The sequence below is a fragment of the Actinoplanes sp. NPDC049599 genome, assembly GCF_044465625.1.
In the GTDB taxonomy this organism is placed as follows: domain Bacteria; phylum Actinomycetota; class Actinomycetes; order Mycobacteriales; family Micromonosporaceae; genus Actinoplanes.
This window is the reverse complement of the sequence record NZ_JBITLX010000020.1, coordinates 67,085-83,178: the sequence shown is the minus strand read 5'-3', so window position 1 is coordinate 83,178 and position 16,094 is coordinate 67,085. Positions and strand designations below refer to the sequence as shown.

Annotated in this window: 15 protein-coding genes; 10 read left to right on the top strand and 5 right to left on the bottom strand. The window is 73.4% G+C overall.

The features are described from left to right. Positions 1-59: 59 nt before the first annotated feature. From mgrA to ACIBQZ_RS29465, 6 genes are all read left to right on the top strand, one after another. The gene (gene mgrA / locus ACIBQZ_RS29490; protein WP_396092067.1) at positions 60-1,070 is read left to right on the top strand and encodes an L-glyceraldehyde 3-phosphate reductase; all 1,011 of its coding nucleotides are present in this window, start codon (positions 60-62) and stop codon (positions 1,068-1,070) included. Next, positions 1,067-1,741, top strand: a complete 675-nt coding sequence (locus ACIBQZ_RS29485) for a DNA polymerase beta superfamily protein (protein ID WP_396092066.1) — start codon at positions 1,067-1,069, stop codon at positions 1,739-1,741. Before mgrA ends, ACIBQZ_RS29485 begins: the two co-directional genes overlap by 4 nt. Further along, a complete protein-coding gene (locus ACIBQZ_RS29480; protein WP_396092065.1) occupies positions 1,738-2,487 on the top strand; it encodes a DNA polymerase beta superfamily protein in 750 nt (249 codons plus the stop codon). The genes ACIBQZ_RS29485 and ACIBQZ_RS29480 overlap by 4 nt, the downstream gene beginning before the upstream one ends. A 114-nt stretch (positions 2,488-2,601) precedes the next feature. Further along, positions 2,602-2,949, top strand: coding sequence for a hypothetical protein (locus ACIBQZ_RS29475; RefSeq protein WP_396092064.1), 348 nt, complete (start codon positions 2,602-2,604; stop codon positions 2,947-2,949). Between the two features lie 26 nt (positions 2,950-2,975). After that, positions 2,976-3,620, top strand: a complete 645-nt coding sequence (locus tag ACIBQZ_RS29470) for a nucleotidyl transferase AbiEii/AbiGii toxin family protein (protein ID WP_396092063.1) — start codon at positions 2,976-2,978, stop codon at positions 3,618-3,620. A gap of 141 nt (positions 3,621-3,761) precedes the next feature. Continuing rightward, positions 3,762-4,211, top strand: a complete 450-nt coding sequence (locus ACIBQZ_RS29465) for a DUF1203 domain-containing protein (protein WP_396092062.1) — start codon at positions 3,762-3,764, stop codon at positions 4,209-4,211. Here the strand turns inward: ACIBQZ_RS29465 and ACIBQZ_RS29460 are convergent. Next, positions 4,178-4,747, bottom strand: coding sequence for a hypothetical protein (locus ACIBQZ_RS29460; protein WP_396092061.1), 570 nt, complete (start codon positions 4,745-4,747; stop codon positions 4,178-4,180). The genes ACIBQZ_RS29465 and ACIBQZ_RS29460 overlap by 34 nt on opposite strands. Positions 4,748-5,080: 333 nt before the next feature. Here ACIBQZ_RS29460 and ACIBQZ_RS29455 point away from each other — a divergent pair, with 333 nt between their 5' ends. Further along, positions 5,081-7,579: a DEAD/DEAH box helicase gene (locus ACIBQZ_RS29455; RefSeq protein WP_396092060.1), complete on the top strand. Its 2,499-nt coding sequence runs from the start codon at positions 5,081-5,083 to the stop codon at positions 7,577-7,579. On the opposite strand, the gene ACIBQZ_RS29450 is transcribed toward ACIBQZ_RS29455, so the two are convergent. Together ACIBQZ_RS29450 and ACIBQZ_RS29445 are read right to left on the bottom strand one after the other, a co-directional pair. Next, positions 7,557-9,323 carry a sensor histidine kinase gene (locus ACIBQZ_RS29450; RefSeq protein ID WP_396092059.1) on the bottom strand — a complete coding sequence of 589 codons (1,767 nt, stop codon included), beginning with the start codon at positions 9,321-9,323 and terminating at the stop codon, positions 7,557-7,559. The genes ACIBQZ_RS29455 and ACIBQZ_RS29450 overlap by 23 nt on opposite strands. After that, on the bottom strand, positions 9,320-10,015 hold the full coding sequence (locus ACIBQZ_RS29445) for a response regulator transcription factor (protein WP_396092164.1): 696 nt from the start codon (positions 10,013-10,015) through the stop codon (positions 9,320-9,322). The genes ACIBQZ_RS29450 and ACIBQZ_RS29445 overlap by 4 nt, the downstream gene beginning before the upstream one ends. Before the next feature lie 157 nt (positions 10,016-10,172). Here ACIBQZ_RS29445 and asnB point away from each other — a divergent pair, with 157 nt between their 5' ends. Together asnB and ACIBQZ_RS29435 are read left to right on the top strand one after the other, a co-directional pair. After that, complete coding sequence (asnB, locus tag ACIBQZ_RS29440) at positions 10,173-12,092, top strand: asparagine synthase (glutamine-hydrolyzing) (protein ID WP_396092058.1); 1,920 nt, start codon at positions 10,173-10,175, stop codon at positions 12,090-12,092. 36 nt (positions 12,093-12,128) lie between these two features. Beyond that, entirely contained in the window at positions 12,129-12,461 is a 333-nt protein-coding gene (locus ACIBQZ_RS29435; RefSeq protein WP_396092057.1) for a cold-shock protein, read from the top strand. Positions 12,462-12,581: 120 nt separating this feature from the next. Here ACIBQZ_RS29435 and ACIBQZ_RS29430 read toward each other — a convergent pair whose 3' ends face one another. Continuing rightward, entirely contained in the window at positions 12,582-13,463 is an 882-nt protein-coding gene (locus ACIBQZ_RS29430) for an EamA family transporter (protein WP_396092056.1), read from the bottom strand. Positions 13,464-13,545: 82 nt separating this feature from the next. Between ACIBQZ_RS29430 and ACIBQZ_RS29425 the strand changes: the two genes are divergently transcribed. After that, a complete protein-coding gene (locus tag ACIBQZ_RS29425; protein WP_396092055.1) occupies positions 13,546-14,409 on the top strand; it encodes a LysR family transcriptional regulator in 864 nt (287 codons plus the stop codon). A 78-nt stretch (positions 14,410-14,487) separates the two neighbouring features. On the opposite strand, the gene ACIBQZ_RS29420 is transcribed toward ACIBQZ_RS29425, so the two are convergent. Beyond that, positions 14,488-16,074, bottom strand: coding sequence for a PP2C family protein-serine/threonine phosphatase (locus ACIBQZ_RS29420; RefSeq protein WP_396092054.1), 1,587 nt, complete (start codon positions 16,072-16,074; stop codon positions 14,488-14,490). Positions 16,075-16,094 lie beyond the last annotated feature (20 nt).

Below are 16,094 nucleotides of genomic sequence, written 5' to 3'. Positions count from 1 at the left end.
CGGCTGCCTAGAACCTACCAGCGGGAACGTTTCGATCTTGTATCCCTAAGGTGTGGTGTGTGACCTACTCTGAGCCTGCCTTTTCGGCTGCGCCTGACCGCTACGAGACCATGACCTACCGCCGCGCCGGGCGCAGCGGCCTCCAGCTGCCCGCCATCAGCCTCGGCCTCTGGCACAACTTCGGCGACGCCCGCCCGATCGAACGCCAGCGGGCCATCACCCGCCGCGCCTTCGACCTCGGCGTCACCCACTTCGACCTGGCCAACAACTACGGCCCGCCGCCCGGCAGCGCCGAGGAGAACTTCGGCCGCATCCTGGCCACCGACTTCCGGCGGCACCGCGACGAGCTGGTCGTCTCCACCAAGGCCGGCTACCACATGTGGAACGGCCCGTACGGCGAGTGGGGCTCCCGCAAGTACCTGGTCTCGTCGCTGGACCAGTCGCTGCGGCGGCTCGGCCTCGACTACGTCGACATCTTCTACCACCACCGCCCCGACCCGGACACCCCGCTCGAAGAGACCATGAGCGCCCTGGACGCCGTCGTCCGCAGCGGCAAGGCCCTCTACGTCGGCATCAGCAACTACAGCGCCGAGCAGACCGCCCGCGCCGCCGCGATCCTGCAGGAACTCGGCACCCCGCTGCTGATCCACCAGCCGTCGTACTCGATCCTCAACCGCTGGATCGAACGCGACCACCTGCTCGACACGCTCGAGGCGGTCGGCGCCGGCTGCATCGCCTTCAGCCCGCTGCAGCAGGGCCTGCTCACCGACCGCTACCTCGGCGGCATCCCGGCCGACTCCCGGGTGCGCACCAGCGTCTTCCTGAACGAGAGCGACCTGGACCCGGCGACCATGGGCCGGATCCACAGCCTCAACGACATCGCCAAGCAGCGCGGGCAGTCGCTGGCCCAGCTCGCCCTGGCCTGGGCGCTGCGGGACCGGCGGATGACCAGCCTGATCATCGGCGCCAGCAGCGTCGAGCAGCTGGAGACCAACGTCGCCGCCCTGGACAACCTGGCCCTCGGCGAGGACGAGCTGCAGGCGATCGACGGCACCAGCCTGGACCTGTGACCGACCTCGTCAGCGAGCACACGATCCTGGCGGTCGTGGTCGGCTCCCGCGCGTACGGCCTCGCCGTGCCGGGCTCCGACCACGACCGCCGGGGCGTCTACGCGGCGCCCACCCGGCTGTTCTGGCACCTGGACAAGCCGCCGACGCACCTCGACGGGCCGGCCGAGGAACAGTTCTCCTGGGAGCTGGAACGCTTCTGCATCCTGGCGCTGCAGGCCAACCCGACGGTGCTGGAGGTGCTGTGGTCGCCGCTGGTCACCGCGCTCACCGCCGACGGTGAACACCTGCTGGCCACCCGGCGGGCGTTCCTGTCCCGCCGGCTCGCCGACACCTACGGCGCGTACGCCCGTGACCAGCTCAAACGCGTCGCCACCCGGCGCGCACGCACCGGCGCGACCAACCACAAGCAGGCCATGCACATGATCCGGCTGCTGCTGGCCGGCGCGCACGTGTTGCGCACCGGCGACATCCTGGTCGACGTGACCCCGCTGCGCGACCGGCTGCTGGCCGTCAAGCACGGGGAGGTGCCGTGGCAGGCGGTGGCCGGCTGGGCGGACGAGCTGCTTGACGACCTGGCCGCGGCGGAACGCGCCACCACCCTGCCGACCGAGCCCGACCGGGCTGCGGTTGATCAGCTGCTCTACGCCGTACGGGAAAGGGGTCTGCGGTGACCATCGAGGTGCCGAGCTGGGCCGACCAGGTCGTCCACGACCTGGCCTATCCGCTGATCTTCGCCACCGTCAGCGGCGCCCACCTGTACGGCTTCGCGTCGGCCGACTCGGACCTGGACCTGCGCGCCGCCCACCTGCTGCCGGCGGCCGAGGTCGTCGGGCTGCGCACCGGCCCGGAGACGCTGCAGTCCGACGGCTGGCGCGACGGCGTGGAGCTGGACGTGGTCAGCCACGACCTGCTCAAGTTCGCGCGCCTGCTGCACAGCCGCAACGGCTACGTGCTGGAACAGCTGCTGTCGCCGCTGGTGGTGACCACCTCGCCGGTGCACGCCGAGCTGATCGCGCTGGCCCCGGCGCTGGTCACCCGGCACCACGCCCATCACTACCTGGGCTTCGCCGCCACCCAGGAACGGCTCTTCGAGCGCACCGGTGAGCTGAAGCCCGCGCTCTACACGCTCCGGGTGCTGCTCACCGGGCTGCACCTGATGCGGACCGGCCTGCTGGAGACCGACCTCGGGGTGCTCGGCGCCGGCCTGCCGTACGTGCCCGAGCTGATCGGCCGCAAGCGCGAGGCGGAACACGGCCCGTTCCCCTCGGCGATCCGCGCCGACCTGGCCCGCGACGTGCCCCGGCTGCGCGCCGAGCTGGAGGCGGCCCGGGACGCGTCCGCCCTCCCCGAGCAGGCCGACCGCGGCGCTGTGGAGGCCCTGCACCAGCTCGTGGTGCGCACCCGCCTGTCTTGTTGAGCCCGCCGGAGGCGGTCGTTTCTGTGTTCTGGTGCGGCTTGCCGCACTGCCCCTAGGGCATCCTAGGACTCTAGGAGTTATCCGTCCGGGAGCTAGGCGGTCTACCCTGGTCCCATGCCCACCCGCACGCTCGACGCCGCAGCGGTCCACCTGGCCCGCCCGCACCGGCCGGTGCTCGTGGCGGGGACCCTCGGCGAGCTGACCGGCCCGGCCCACGGCCTGGTCGAGCTGCCGCTGCGGCTGTGGTGGAACCCGGTCCGCGCGTTCGACCTGGACGAGCCCACCATGCTGCTGTGGATGTACGAGAACGTGCTCCGCGAGGCCGTCCGCGTGGATGAGCTGCGCAGCTATCTGCACGGCCCGACGCTGGTGCGGGTCTGGCCGGAGCTGAACCTCCCCCGCGGCGTCCGCGCGGCCTGGGAGGCCCGGCACGCCCCGCTGCGCCGCGTCGCCGCGGTCTGAGCTCCCCGGTCGGCTAGCGTCGCGGCGTGAGCGGGAACATCGACGACTTCTATCGCGACGTCGCCACCATCGCCCTGACCGTCGGCGAGAAGCACGGCTTCGTGCTCGGCGGCGGCGTGGCCTGGCTGGTCAACGGCCTGGTGCAGCGCCCCACCGAGGACATCGACCTGTTCACCGACACCGCCGGCGCGGTCGGCGCGGCCGCCGGCCAGGTCACCGCGGCGCTGACCACGGCCGGCTACCAGGTGTTCCGCGAGGTGGCCGACGAGCTGTTCGCGGGCATGGACGAGGACCTGCGCGAGTACCACGTGGCCGACGGCGCCCGGGCGCTGCGGCTGACCCTGACCCGCCTGGACCGCCGCCGGGCCCCGGTGGTGATGGACGTCGGCCCGGTCATGCACCTGGACGACCTGGTCGCCTCGAAGGTGGCGGCGCTGGTCAACCGCCGCGAGGTCCGCGACTACATCGACGTGGCGGCGGCGCTGGAGCGGTACCCGCTCCAGCGGGTGCTGGAGCTGGCCCGGGCGCTGGAACCCGGCCTGGACGACGACGAGGTGGCCGACGCGGGCCGCTACCTCGACCGGCTGGACGACGCGCGCTTCGCGGTGTACGGGCTGAGCCCGGAGCAGGTGCGCGCCCTCCGCGAACGCCTGGCCTCCTGGCCCCGCTGAGGTTCGCCACGACCACGTATCCGGCCTATCGGGCGTGAGCCGGCACGCCGAGGCACCGCTGCTGGAGATCGTCCTGAGGGTCGCCGATGCGGCGTCCGAATCCCGCCAGACCCGGGGTGGGTGCGGCGGCACGATGACGGTATGACATTCACGATCGTCGCCCTGCCGCCGTCCGCGCTCGACGAGGTCCGCGCGGCCGGCACCGCCGAGCGTTGGGTGGCCGAAGGCGGTGAGCTGCTCCGCTGCTGCCTGCGGGGGGCCCGCCCGGATGAGCGCCTGCTGCTGTTCACCTACGAGCCCCCGCTGCCGCCCAGCCCCTACCGCGAGGTCGGCCCGGTCTTCGCGCACGCCGAGCCCTGCGGCGGCCGGCCCGACGGGCCGGACTACCCCGCCGACTGGTACGGCCGCCCGCAGGTGCTCCGCGCGTACGACAGCCGGGGCTGGATCCACCCGGCCAGCCGCCAGCATGACGGCAGCGACCCGGTCGGTGCGCTGCGCGCCGTGCTGGCCGAGCCCGGTGTCGTGCTGGTGCACAGCCGCAACGTGGTCTACGGCTGCTACATGTTCGCCGCGGTGCCCGCCGCCGGCTGAAGCGTCGCGGTCACGTCGTCCACGTCGAAGGTGGTCACCCCGCCGCCCGCGGTCTCGCTGGCCACGAAGGCGATCGTCGCGGTGCGCTCGGTGGCGGCCGGCGCGGTGACGGCGCCGTACTGCTGCCACTCGCGCGCCATGTCGAAGGCGAACGAGTAGCGGGTCTTCGGCGGGATCCCGGTCACCGCCAGGCCCATGTTGAGGTAGTCGCCGCGGCTGGTCTCGGTGGAGCTCGCCCGGCCGAAGAAGCGTACGTCCAGCCCGCAGCCGGCCGGGATCGTGACGGTGGCGCGCAGCACGTCGGTCCGGGTGACGTCGAGGCCGGCGAAGGTCGCGTACGCCCGGCCGGTGTGCGCGGGCCGGTCGGGCCCGGCCAGCACGACCATCCGGGGGCCGGCGGTCCAGCCGGCCGGGCCGGCCTCGAAGCTCGGGTTGACCTGCACCTGCCCGGCGCAGGGTGCGGGCTCGGACGGGGCTTGTGCCTGGGCGCTGCCGGCGGTGAGCAGCAGGGCGGCGACGACGGCGAGGGTTCTCACGGTACCTCCAAGGCATTGAATGTAGTCGATACATTCTGCAACCTGCCGGCAACCGTCGGTGTCCCGTCCTGCACCTTGGGCGGCGAATTCTCTTGTCTGCGAGGCCACCACCGCAGCAGAGGAGCTCCCGCCATGCGCGTCCGTATCGGTTCCACCATCGCCGTCGTCGCGACCGTCATCGGCCTCGCGGGCAGCGTCGCCGGCCCGATCTACTCGGCGTTCGGCGCCTAGCAGGTCATCAGCAACTCCACAGCAGGGTCCCTTCCGTGGCCGGGCGCTCCGCGCGCCCGGCCACGGTGCTGGGCAAACGCGGCGGATAGGCTGGGGCGCATCATGACGCTGACCGAACGCCTGCCCGGCACCGCCGCACCCGACGCCGTCTTCGACGCCTTCCAGACCTGGGTGTCCGAGCAGGGCCTGACGCTGTACTCGCATCAGGAGGAGGCGCTCATCGAGATCGCCACCGGGGCGAACGTCATCCTGAACACCCCGACCGGCTCGGGCAAGAGCCTGGTGGCCACCGGCGCGCACTTCGCCGCGCTGGCCGACAAGCGCACCACCTTCTACACCGCGCCGATCAAGGCGCTGGTCAGCGAGAAGTTCTTCGCCCTCTGCAAGGTCTTCGGCGCCGAGAACGTCGGCATGCTCACCGGCGACGCCAGCGTCAACGCGGACGCGCCGATCATCTGCTGCACCGCGGAGATCCTGGCCAACCTGGCGCTGCGCGAGGGCGCCGACGCCGACGTCGGCCAGGTCGTGATGGACGAGTTCCACTTCTACGCCGAGCCGGACCGCGGCTGGGCCTGGCAGGTGCCGCTGATCGAGCTGCCCCAGGCGCAGTTCATCCTCATGTCGGCGACCCTCGGCGACACCACCCGCTTCGTCGACGACCTCAGCCGGCGCACCGGCCGGGACACGGCCGTGATCAGCAACACCGAGCGGCCGGTCCCGCTGATCTTCCAGTACGCGATGACGCCGCTGCACGAGACCATCGAGGAGCTGCTCACCACCCACCAGGCGCCGGTCTACATCGTGCACTTCACCCAGGCCGCCGCCCTGGAACGTGCCCAGTCGCTGATGAGCATCAACATGTGCAGCCGCGCCGAGAAGGACGCCATCGCCGCGGCCATCGGCAGCTTCCGGTTCACCGCCGGCTTCGGCCGGACGCTGAGCCGGCTGGTCCGGCACGGCATCGGCGTGCACCACGCCGGCATGCTGCCGAAGTACCGCCGGCTGGTGGAGACGCTCGCGCAGGCGGGCCTGCTCAAGGTCATCTGCGGTACGGACACCCTCGGCGTGGGCATCAACGTGCCGATCCGCACCGTGCTGTTCACCGGGCTGAGCAAGTACGACGGGGTCCGCACCCGGCTGCTGAAGGCCCGCGAGTTCCACCAGATCGCCGGCCGGGCCGGGCGGGCCGGCTTCGACACCCTCGGCACGGTCATCGTGCAGGCCCCCGAGCACGTGATCGACAACGAGCGGATGCTGGCCAAGGCCGGCGACGACCCGAAGAAGCGCCGCAAGGTGGTCCGCAAGAAGCCGCAGGAGGGCACCATCGGCTGGGGCCAGCCCACCTTCGACCGGCTGGTCGGCGCCGACCCGGAGCCGCTGACCTCGTCGTTCCAGGTGTCCCATGCGATGCTGCTCAACGTGCTGGTCCGCGGCGGCGACCCGTTCACCGCGATGCGGCACCTGCTGACCGACAACCACGAGGAGCCGGCCGCGCAGCGCCGGCACATCCGCCGGGCGCTCGCCATCGCCCGGGCGCTGCTGGCCGGCGGCGTGATCGAGCGGCACGAGACCGGCGACGGCATCCGCTACCGGCTCACCGAGGACCTGCAGATCGACTTCGCGCTCAACCAGGCGCTGTCACCGTTCGCGCTGGCCTGCCTGGAGCTGCTCGACCGGGAGTCGCCGGAATACCCGCTCGACGTGGTCTCGGTGATCGAGGCGACCCTGGAGGACCCGCGCCAGGTGCTGTCCGCCCAGCTGTTCAAGGCCAAGGGCGAGGCGGTCAACGCGATGAAGGCCGAGGGCATCGAGTACGACCAGCGGATGGAGCTGCTCGAGGAGGTCACCTACCCCAAGCCGCTGCTGCCGCTGCTGGAGGGCGCGTACGAGACCTACCGCGGCGGGCACCCGTGGGTGGCCGACCACGAGATCAAGCCCAAGGCCGTGGTCCGCGACATGTACGAGCGCGCGATGACCTTCACCGAGTACGTCTCGTTCTACGGGCTGTCCCGCTCCGAGGGCCTGGTCCTGCGCTACCTGGCCGACGCCTTCCGGGCGCTGCGCCAGACCGTGCCCGAGGACGCCCGCACCGAGGAGCTCACCGACCTGATCGAGTGGCTGGGCGAGCTGGTCCGCCAGGTCGACTCCAGCCTGCTCGACGAGTGGGAGCGGCTGCGCAACCCGGGCGCCGAGATCGTCGAGGTGTCCCCGCTGGACGACAAGCCGCCGGCGGTCACCCGCAACGTGCGCGCGTTCCGGGTGCTGGTCCGCAACGCGATGTTCCGCCGGGTGGAGCTGTTCGCCCTGCGCCGCGCCGAGGACCTGGGCGAGCTGGACGCCGAGTCCGGCTGGGGCACCGACGAGTGGATCGAGGCGCTGGAGGACTACTACGCCGAGTACCCGCTGGTCGGCACCGGGCCGTCGGCACGCGGGCCGGCGCTGCTGCACATCGAGATCACGCCGACCATGTGGAAGGTGCGGCAGGTCTTCGAGGACCCCGAGGGCGACCACGACTGGGGCATCGAGGCCGAGGTGGATCTCGCGGCCAGCGACGAGCTCGGCGCGGCGGCGATCCGGATCACGGCGGTGGGACCGCACTGACGGTGGCCCGCGCGGACAGCGGCAGGTGCACCGAGAAGGTCGTGCCGTCGCCCGGCTCGCTGGTGACGGTGATCCGGCCCTGGTGGTCGCGGACGATCCGCTGGGCGATGGTCAGGCCCAGCCCGGTGCCGCCGGTGGCGCGCTGCCGGGCCGGGTCGGCGCGCCAGAAGCGGTCGAAGACCCGGGCCAGGTCGGCCGGGCTCATCCCGACCCCGGTGTCCCGGACGGTGAGCACGGCCGCGCCGTCCACCTCGCGGACCCGGACCAGCACGTGGCCGCCCGCGTCGGTGTAGCGGAGGGCGTTGGTCAGCAGGTTGCCCAGCACCTGGCGCAGCCGGTCCGGGTCGGCCTCGACCCAGACCGGCGCCGGCACGTCCACGGTCAGCGCGATGCCGGCCTCCGCCGCGACCGCCCGGTGCACGATGGCGCCCGCGCCGACCAGGTCCGCGAGGTCGGCCGGCGCCCGGTTGTAGCGCAGGTCGCCGGCCTCGGCCAGGGCCAGCACCTGCAGGTCGTCCAGGATGCGCCGCTGCAGCATGGTCTCCTCGTGCAGCGAGGCGAACAGCTCGCGGCTGGGCTCGACCACCCCGTCGGAGAGCCCTTCGAGGTAGCCGCGCAGGTTCGACAGCGGCGTCCGCATCTCGTGCGCCACGTCGGCGACCAGCCGGCGCTGGCGTTCCTCGCTGTGCTGCACCGCCTCGGCCATGGAGTTGAAGCTCGCCGAGAGCCGGGCCAGCTCGCCGCGGCCGGCGGCGGGCACCCGCACGTCCAGCCGGCCGGCGGCCAGCTGGCGGGAGGCGTCGGTGAGCCGGCGCACCGGCCGGCTGACCACTCGCGCGATCCACGCCGTACCGATCAGCGTCACCAGGATCAGGCCGGCCACCCCGAGGATCGCGGGCCGGCCGAGCCGGCCCACGTCGGCGTCGGCGGTCACGCCGAGGTAGAGCTGCAGCGGCACGGCCGCGTCCACGCCGGCCCGGTCGGCGAAGGCGGTCGCGGCGCATTCGGTGTCCGCCTTCGGCAGGCCCGGCTCGCTGCACTGCCGGTACGTCACCAGGTCGAGCTCCAGGCGCTTGGTGTTGGCCCGCACCACCGACGCCGCCCGCCGCACGCAGGCCGGGTGCTCCCGCCGCTGGGCGGCGGTCAGGTACGGCACCTCGTCGGTCTGCAGCGCGGGCGTGGCGCCGGGCACCTCGTCGGCGATGCAGCGCACGGTGACCAGCGCGGCCCGGTACTGGGCGAGCTGGAGCAGCATCTGCGCCGCCCGGGTGGCCTGCAGGCGGTCCTCCGGCACCGGCGCGAACAGGTTCGCCGGCAGCAGCGCGGCCGCCGGGATCCCCTTCGCCGCCAGGATGTTCGGCGTCGCGTCGACGGGCCGGCCGACCCAGTCGCCGGTGTCCGGCCGCGGATCGATCAGCATCGGGCCGGGGCGCACCTGGCCGACCGGGCGCCCGGCCAGGTTGTCGCTGTCCGCCAGCACCGTCTGGTCCAGGGCGGCCAGCCGGATGTGCAGGCCGGTCCGCTGCGACAGGTCCGCGACCAGCACGTCCACCCCGGGCCACCGGCCGTGCAGCCGGCCGAAGCGGGAGATCTCGTCGGCGATCTCGTAGCGGTGCCGGTCGGCGGCGGCCTGCGACTCGTTGATCTCCCGGGAGGTCAGGCTCAGGGTCAGCCAGGCGGTCGCCCCGATCGCGGTCACCGCCACCACCATGACCAGCAGGAAGATCCGCAGCCGGAAGCTCACTGCTCGGCCATCCGGTAGCCGCGGCCGTAGACCGTCTGCACGTACCGGGGCTCGGCCGGATCGGTCTCGATCTTGCGGCGCAGGTTGACCACGTGGGCGTCCACCGTCCGCTCGGAGACCTCCTGCTCGAAGCCGAACGTCTTGTCGATGATCTGGCCCCGGGTGAAGACCCGGCCCGGCTCGCGCGCCAGCAGCTCGACGATGCCGAACTCCTTGGCCGTGAGGTTGACCGGCGCGCCGCCGACCCGCACCTCGAAGCGCCCCGCGTCCACCTCGAGGTCGCCGACCCGCAGGGTGGCGGCCTGGGCGCCGGCGGTCCCGGTGCGGCGCAGCAGGGCCCGGACCCGCGCGGTGAGCTCCCGCGGGCTGACCGGCTTGGCCAGGTAGTCGTCGGCCCCGATGTCCAGGCCCAGCAGCATGTCGTTCTCGGTCGCGCGGGCGGTGACCAGCAGGATCGCCACCGACGACGACTCGGCCCGCAGGATGCGGCAGACGTCGAGGCCGTCCACCAGCGGCATCATGATGTCCAGCACCACCAGGTCCGGCCGGCGGGCGCGGGCCTGCTCCAGCGCCGCCCGCCCGTCACCGACGGTGAGCACCTGGTGGCCCTCGCGCTCCAGGTAGAGGCGGATGAGCTGGGCATGCTTGGGGTCGTCGTCGGCGATCAGGATCCTGGCGGTCACGCCCGAGATTCTGACCCAGCCGGTCAACCGGGTCGAGAAATGTCAGATTCCGATGAAGATCCGGACCGGTTCCGGTGCCGTGCCGGATCTCGGCCGCTTCCTCACAAGTTCTTCATAGCGCGCTCCCTACGGTGCAGACCCGCTCGTTACCTGAGGGAGTCCTGCCATGTGTGGTCTGAGCGTGTTCGTGAGCAGCCGGGCGAACGCCGGTGTCCCCGACCCCGCGTCGGCCGCCGCCTTCGAGGCGGCGCTGGCCACCATGCACCACCGCGGCCCGGACGACACCCAGGTCGAGTACGGCGACGGCCTGGCCTTCGGCTTCCAGCGGCTGGCCATCGTCGACGTGGCGGAGAGCCGCCAGCCGGCCCACTACCCGTGCGAGGGTCCGCAGGCAGGCCGCTGGACGGTGGTGTTCAACGGCGAGATCTACAACTACCGGGAGCTGCGCGCCGACCTGGTCCGCGAGCACGGGGCCACGTTCGCCACCCGGGGCGACACCGAGGTGCTGGCGGCGGCGTTCCACCACTGGGGCGCGGCGGCGCTGCCCCGGCTGCGCGGGATGTTCGCGTTCGTCGCGTACGACCACTGGACCGGCACGGTGCACGCGGCCCGGGACCCGTTCGGGATCAAGCCGCTGTACCTGCTGGAGACCGCGGACGGGCTGTTCCTGGCGAGCGAGCGCAAGGCGCTGCTGCCGTTCAGCGGCGACTCGGGGGCGGCGCTGGACACCGACGCGCTGGCCCACTACCTGACCCTGCAGTACGTGCCGGACCCGATGACCCTGCACCGGCACGTCCGGCGGCTGCCGCCGGGGCACCGGATGACCTGGACGCCCGGCGGCGGCCAGCGCCTGCACCGCTACTTCCGGCCGTCGCTGCGCCCGCTGCACGTGCGGCCGGACGTGGCGATCCACGCGATCCGCGACGCCCTGCGCGACAGCGTCCGCAAGCACCTGCACGCCGAGGTGCCGGTGGGCGCGTTCCTGTCCAGCGGGGTCGACTCGTCCGCGATCGTGGCGCTGGCCGCCGAGGTCAAGCCGGACCTGCACGCGTTCACCGCGGGCTTCGCGCACGAGGGCTACTCCGAGATCGAGATCGCCCAGGACACCGCGGACCAGCTCGGCGTGCGGCTGACCCCGACGGTGGTCACCGAGGACGACGTGATCCGCGAGCTGCCCCGGATCGTGCAGCTGCTGGACGACCCGGTCGCGGACCCCTCGCTGGTGCCGCTGTACTTCCTGGCCGGCACCGCGGCCCGGCACGTCACCGTGGTGCTCAGCGGCGAGGGCTCGGACGAGCTGTTCGGCGGCTACACGATCTACCGCGAGCCGATGTCGCTGGCCGGCATCGAGCGGCTGCCCGCCGGGATGAAGCGCGGCCTGCGCAACCTCTCCAAGGTCATCCCGGAGGGAGTGAAGGGCCACAGCTTCCTGGAACGGGGCACCACGCCGATCGAGGAGCGCTACTACGGCAACGCCCGGATCTTCTCCCCGGCCGAGAAGGCGGAGCTGATGCGCTTCACGGCCGACCCGCACACCGTCATCACCGGTTCCCTGTACGCCGAGACCGCCGACGTGGACGACGTCGCCTCGATGCAGTACGTGGACCTGCACACCTGGCTGCCCGGCGACATCCTGACCAAGGCCGACCGGATGTCCATGGCCCACTCGCTGGAGCTGCGCGTGCCGTTCCTGGACCAGGCCGTGTACGCCGCCGCGGCGGGCCTGCCGACCGCGCTGAAGCTCCCCCCGGGCAGCCGCACCACCAAGCACGCCCTGCGCGAGGCGATGCGCGGGATCGTCCCGGAATCCGTCCGCGACCGCCGCAAGCTGGGCTTCCCCACCCCGACCCGGATCTGGCTCAAGGGCGCGATCGGCGACTGGGTGGCCGAGCTGATGGCCCGCTCGCAGACCGGGCACCTGCTCGACCTCGGCTACGCCCAGCGCCTGCTGGCCGACCACCGGGCCGGCGTGGCGGACAACTCCCGCAAGGTCTGGACGGTGGCGATGTTCTGCCTGTGGCACGCGATCACCGTGGAACGCACCCTGGACCCGTCACCCGCCCGCCCCACCGCCACGGCGGCGTGACCCCCATCTGACCTGACCGGCTGGCACAGTGGACCGATGACACTGCACGGGACGGTCCGGGAGTACCACGCCGACGAGGGCTGGGGCGTCATCGACGCGGCGGAAACGCCGGGCGGCTGCTGGGTGCACTTCTCGGCGATCGCCGAGCCCGGTTACCGGGCCCTGTCGCCCGGGCAGGCGGTGAGCTTCCGCGCCGCGCCCGCCCACCAGGACGGGTACGCCCACGTCGCGGTCAAGGTCTGGACCGGTGACGAGGAACCGCCGGAGGTGGTCCCCGAGGCCGTCCGCAGCGTGGCGTACGAGAGCACGCTGACCCTCACCCTCGACGCCGGCCCCCGGACCGGGCCGGGTGGCGGCACCGCGGCGTAGACCCCGGCCGCCGGCCGTGCTCAGGGGTGCGGGTGGCGGGCGACATGGACCGCGAACGGTGCGAGTCCGGCCGACCCGCGGCGGGCGTCCATGCCGTCCGGTCGCCGGAACGGGCCCGGTTCACACCGTGGCAGGCACGGGAGCCTCGCGGCGGTCCGCCTCCGCGGGCGCGCGGGCGCCGGTGCGCTCGGCGCCGATGCCGGCCGCCACCACGAACGCGATGCCGGCCAGCGGAGCCCAGCCCGGCACCTGGCCCAGCAGCAGCAGGCCGATCACCACCGCGAAGGCCGGCTCCAGGCTCATCAGCGTGCCGAACGCCGCCGTGGTCAGCCGGCGCAGCGCCAGCATCTCCAGGGCGAACGGCACCACCGGCAGCACCAGGGCCAGGCCCAGGCCGATCGCCAGCAGCTCCCAGCTCAGCGCGCCGAACACCGCCGGGCCCGCGACCAGGCTCGCCACCAGCGCCGCGACCGGCATCGACACGGCCAGGCCCTGCAGGCCCGGCACGCCGTCGCCGACCCGCTGGGTGAGCAGGATGTACGCCGCCCAGCAGACCGCCGCGGCCAGCGCGTAGCCGACGCCGACCAGGTCGACGGTGCCCTGCCAGGGCTCGGTCAGCAGCAGCACGCCGACCGCCGCCAGGGCCGGCCACACCTTGGTGCCCTGCCGGCCGCGGACGACGGCCACGCCGAGCGGGCCGAGGAACTCCAGCGCGCTGGCCGTGCCGAGCGGCAGCCGGGCCACCGCCGCCATGAACAGGATGGTGATGCCGGCGGTGACCACGCCCAGCGCGACCGTGGTCAGCAGGCTCGCCCGGGTGAACGAGCTCCGCCGCGGCCGGACCAGCACCAGCAGGATCACGCCGGCCCAGGACAGCCGCAGCCAGGCCGCGCCCTCGGGGCCGATCCGGTCGAGCAGGCCGACGGAGGCCGCGAGGCCCAGCTGGACGAGGACCATCGACGCGAGCGCCATCGTCGTGCCGGTCCGTGCTTGTGAACGCATCGCCCCAGTACAGCCGGGGAAACCGTTAACGTCCACGTGCCGATGATGGACACACCGTTCGGGTTTGCCGGACAATGGCGCGATGGAGACGCGCCGCCTGCGGCTGCTCGTGGAACTGTCCCGGCTCGGCTCGATGCGCGCCGTCGCGGACGAGTTGCACATCACCACCTCGACGGTCTCGCAGCAGCTCGCCGTGCTGGCCCGGGAGGCCGGCGCCACCCTGGTCGAGCCGGACGGCCGGCGGGTCCGGCTCACCCCGGCCGGGCAGCGCCTGGCCCGGCACGGGCTGACCATCCTGGCCGCGGTCGAGGCGGCCCGGCTGGACCTGGACCCCGACGCCGAACCCGCCGGGGCGCTGCGGGTGGCGGGCTTCGCCACGGCGGTACGCCGGTCGTTGCTGCCGATCGCGGCCACGCTGGCCGCGACCACGCCCCGGGTGCGGCTGCTGATCCACGAGCACGAGCCGTTCGAGGCGTTCGAGCTGCTCGCCATGGACGCCATGGACCTGGCCCTGACCTACGACTACAACCTGGCCCCGGCGGCGTTCGACCCGGCGCTGGAGACGGTGCCGCTCTGGGAGGTGCCGTGGGGCCTGGGGGTGCCCAGCGACGCCCCGGCGGTCACCTTCGCCGGGTACGCCGACGACGACTGGATCGTCAACTCCCGCAACACCGCCGATGAGGACGTGGTCCGCGCGGTCGCGTCGCTGGAGGGGTTCACCCCGCGGATCGTGCACCGGGCGGACAGCCTCGACCTGGTGCAGGACATGATCGTCGCGGGGCTGGGGGTGGGGCTGCTGCCGATGGACGAGACCACCCTGCCCGGGGTCCGGCTGCTGGCGATGACCGCGGCCGAGGTCCGGCTGCGGTGCTACGCGGTGACCCGGCGCGGCCGGGCCGGCTGGCCCCCGCTGGCGCTGCTCCTCCGCCTCCTCACCGGCGGCTGATCACGCGCCGGGCGAAGGGCGCCGCGCGCACGCCGGGCGGGCCCGGCCGCGGGACGGCGCCGGGAACCGGCGCGCGGTTCAGTCGCGGGCGCGGACCACGGCCAGCACCACGTCGTCCTCGGTGCTCCCCGCGAAGCACGCCAGCAGGTGGTCGCAGATCTCCTCGGCGGTCATCGCCGCGCAGCCGTCCAGCACCCGGGTCAGCTCCGCCAGCCCGTCGTCCAGCGTCGCGTCGCGCCGCTCCACCAGCCCGTCGGTGTAGAAGATCACGCTGGTGCCGGGCGTGAGCTCGACCGTGTGGTCGGTGCGGGCGACCCGGCCCCGGGTGCCCAGCAGCGTCTCGGCCCGGGTCTCCAGCAGCCGCACCGTGCCGTCCGGGGCGATCAGCACCGGCGGCGGGTGGCCCGCGTTGGACCAGCGCAGCCGGCGGGTGCCGTGCTCCGCGCGCTCGATCTGGGCCAGCACCACGGTGGCGAAGACGTCCACGGCGAAGCCCTGCAACGCCTCCTGGAGCCCGGTCAGGACCAGCGCCGGGGGCTTGAGCAGCGCGTACGAGATGCCCCGCAGCAGGCTGCGGATCTCGCTCATCGCCGCCGCGGCCCGCCGGTCGTGCCCGGTCACGTCGCCGACCACGACCGTCAGCCGGCCGTCGGGCAGGGTGAACGCGTCGTACCAGTCGCCGCCGATGTGCGCGCCCTCGTGGGCCGGCTGGTAGCGCACCGCCACCTCGGTGTGTTCCGGCTGGGCCGGCGCGGCCAGCAGGCTGCGCTGCAGGGCCTCGGCCAGCTCCCGTTCCATGGCGGTGGCGCGCCGCTCCGCCTGGCGGGTGCGGGCCCGGTGCAGGCCCTGCGCGAGCGCGGCGCCGATCAGCCGGAAGAAGCCCAGGTACTCCTCGTCGACGGCGAGGTGCGGGTTGATCCGGGTGACCAGCACGGCGTCGGCGCGGCTCGGTTCCGCCCCGGTCAGCCGGATCCGGGCGATCCGGCCGGCCGGGGTGGACTCGACGGCCACGTCGCGGTCCAGCGGCGCGGGCCAGGCCGCGGTCGGCGCCTGCGTGCCGGGCAGCAGGATGTCGACGCCCGGCAGGTCGTCGGTGGCCGCGCGGAGCACCGGCAGCGCCCGGTCGAGCAGCTGGTCGACGTCCGCGACGTCGGTGAGCCGGTCGTTGAGCCGGCTGAGCAGGGCCAGCCGGCGCCGGCCGAGCACCTGCGCGGTGGTCTCGGAGGCGATGTCGATGGCCCCGGCGATGCTGCCGTCGGCGTGGTGCACCGCGGAGTAGGAGAACGTGAAGAAGGTCTCCTCCAGGAAACCCCGGCGGTTCATCAGCAGCCGCAGGTCCTCGACCCAGATGGCGCCGTCGCCCGCGTGCACCGTGGCGAGCATCGGGCCGATGGTGTCCCAGATCTCGGCGAAGACCTGGCCGGCCGGGGCGCCCAGCGCGGCCGGGTGCTTGTCGCCGATCATCGGCGCGTACGCCTCGTTGTAGATCAGCACGTCGTCCGGGCCCCAGAACAGCGTGACCGGCGCCCGGGTGTGCAGCATCAGGTCCACGGCGGCGAGCAGCGCCGGGCTCCAGGTCGCGGCCGGGCCGATCGAGGTGGCCGCCCAGTCGACCCGCCGGTACGCGTCCCGCAGCGTGCCGGCGGCGGCGAAGGGATCGGTCACCCGGTGAATGTAGCCTGGCC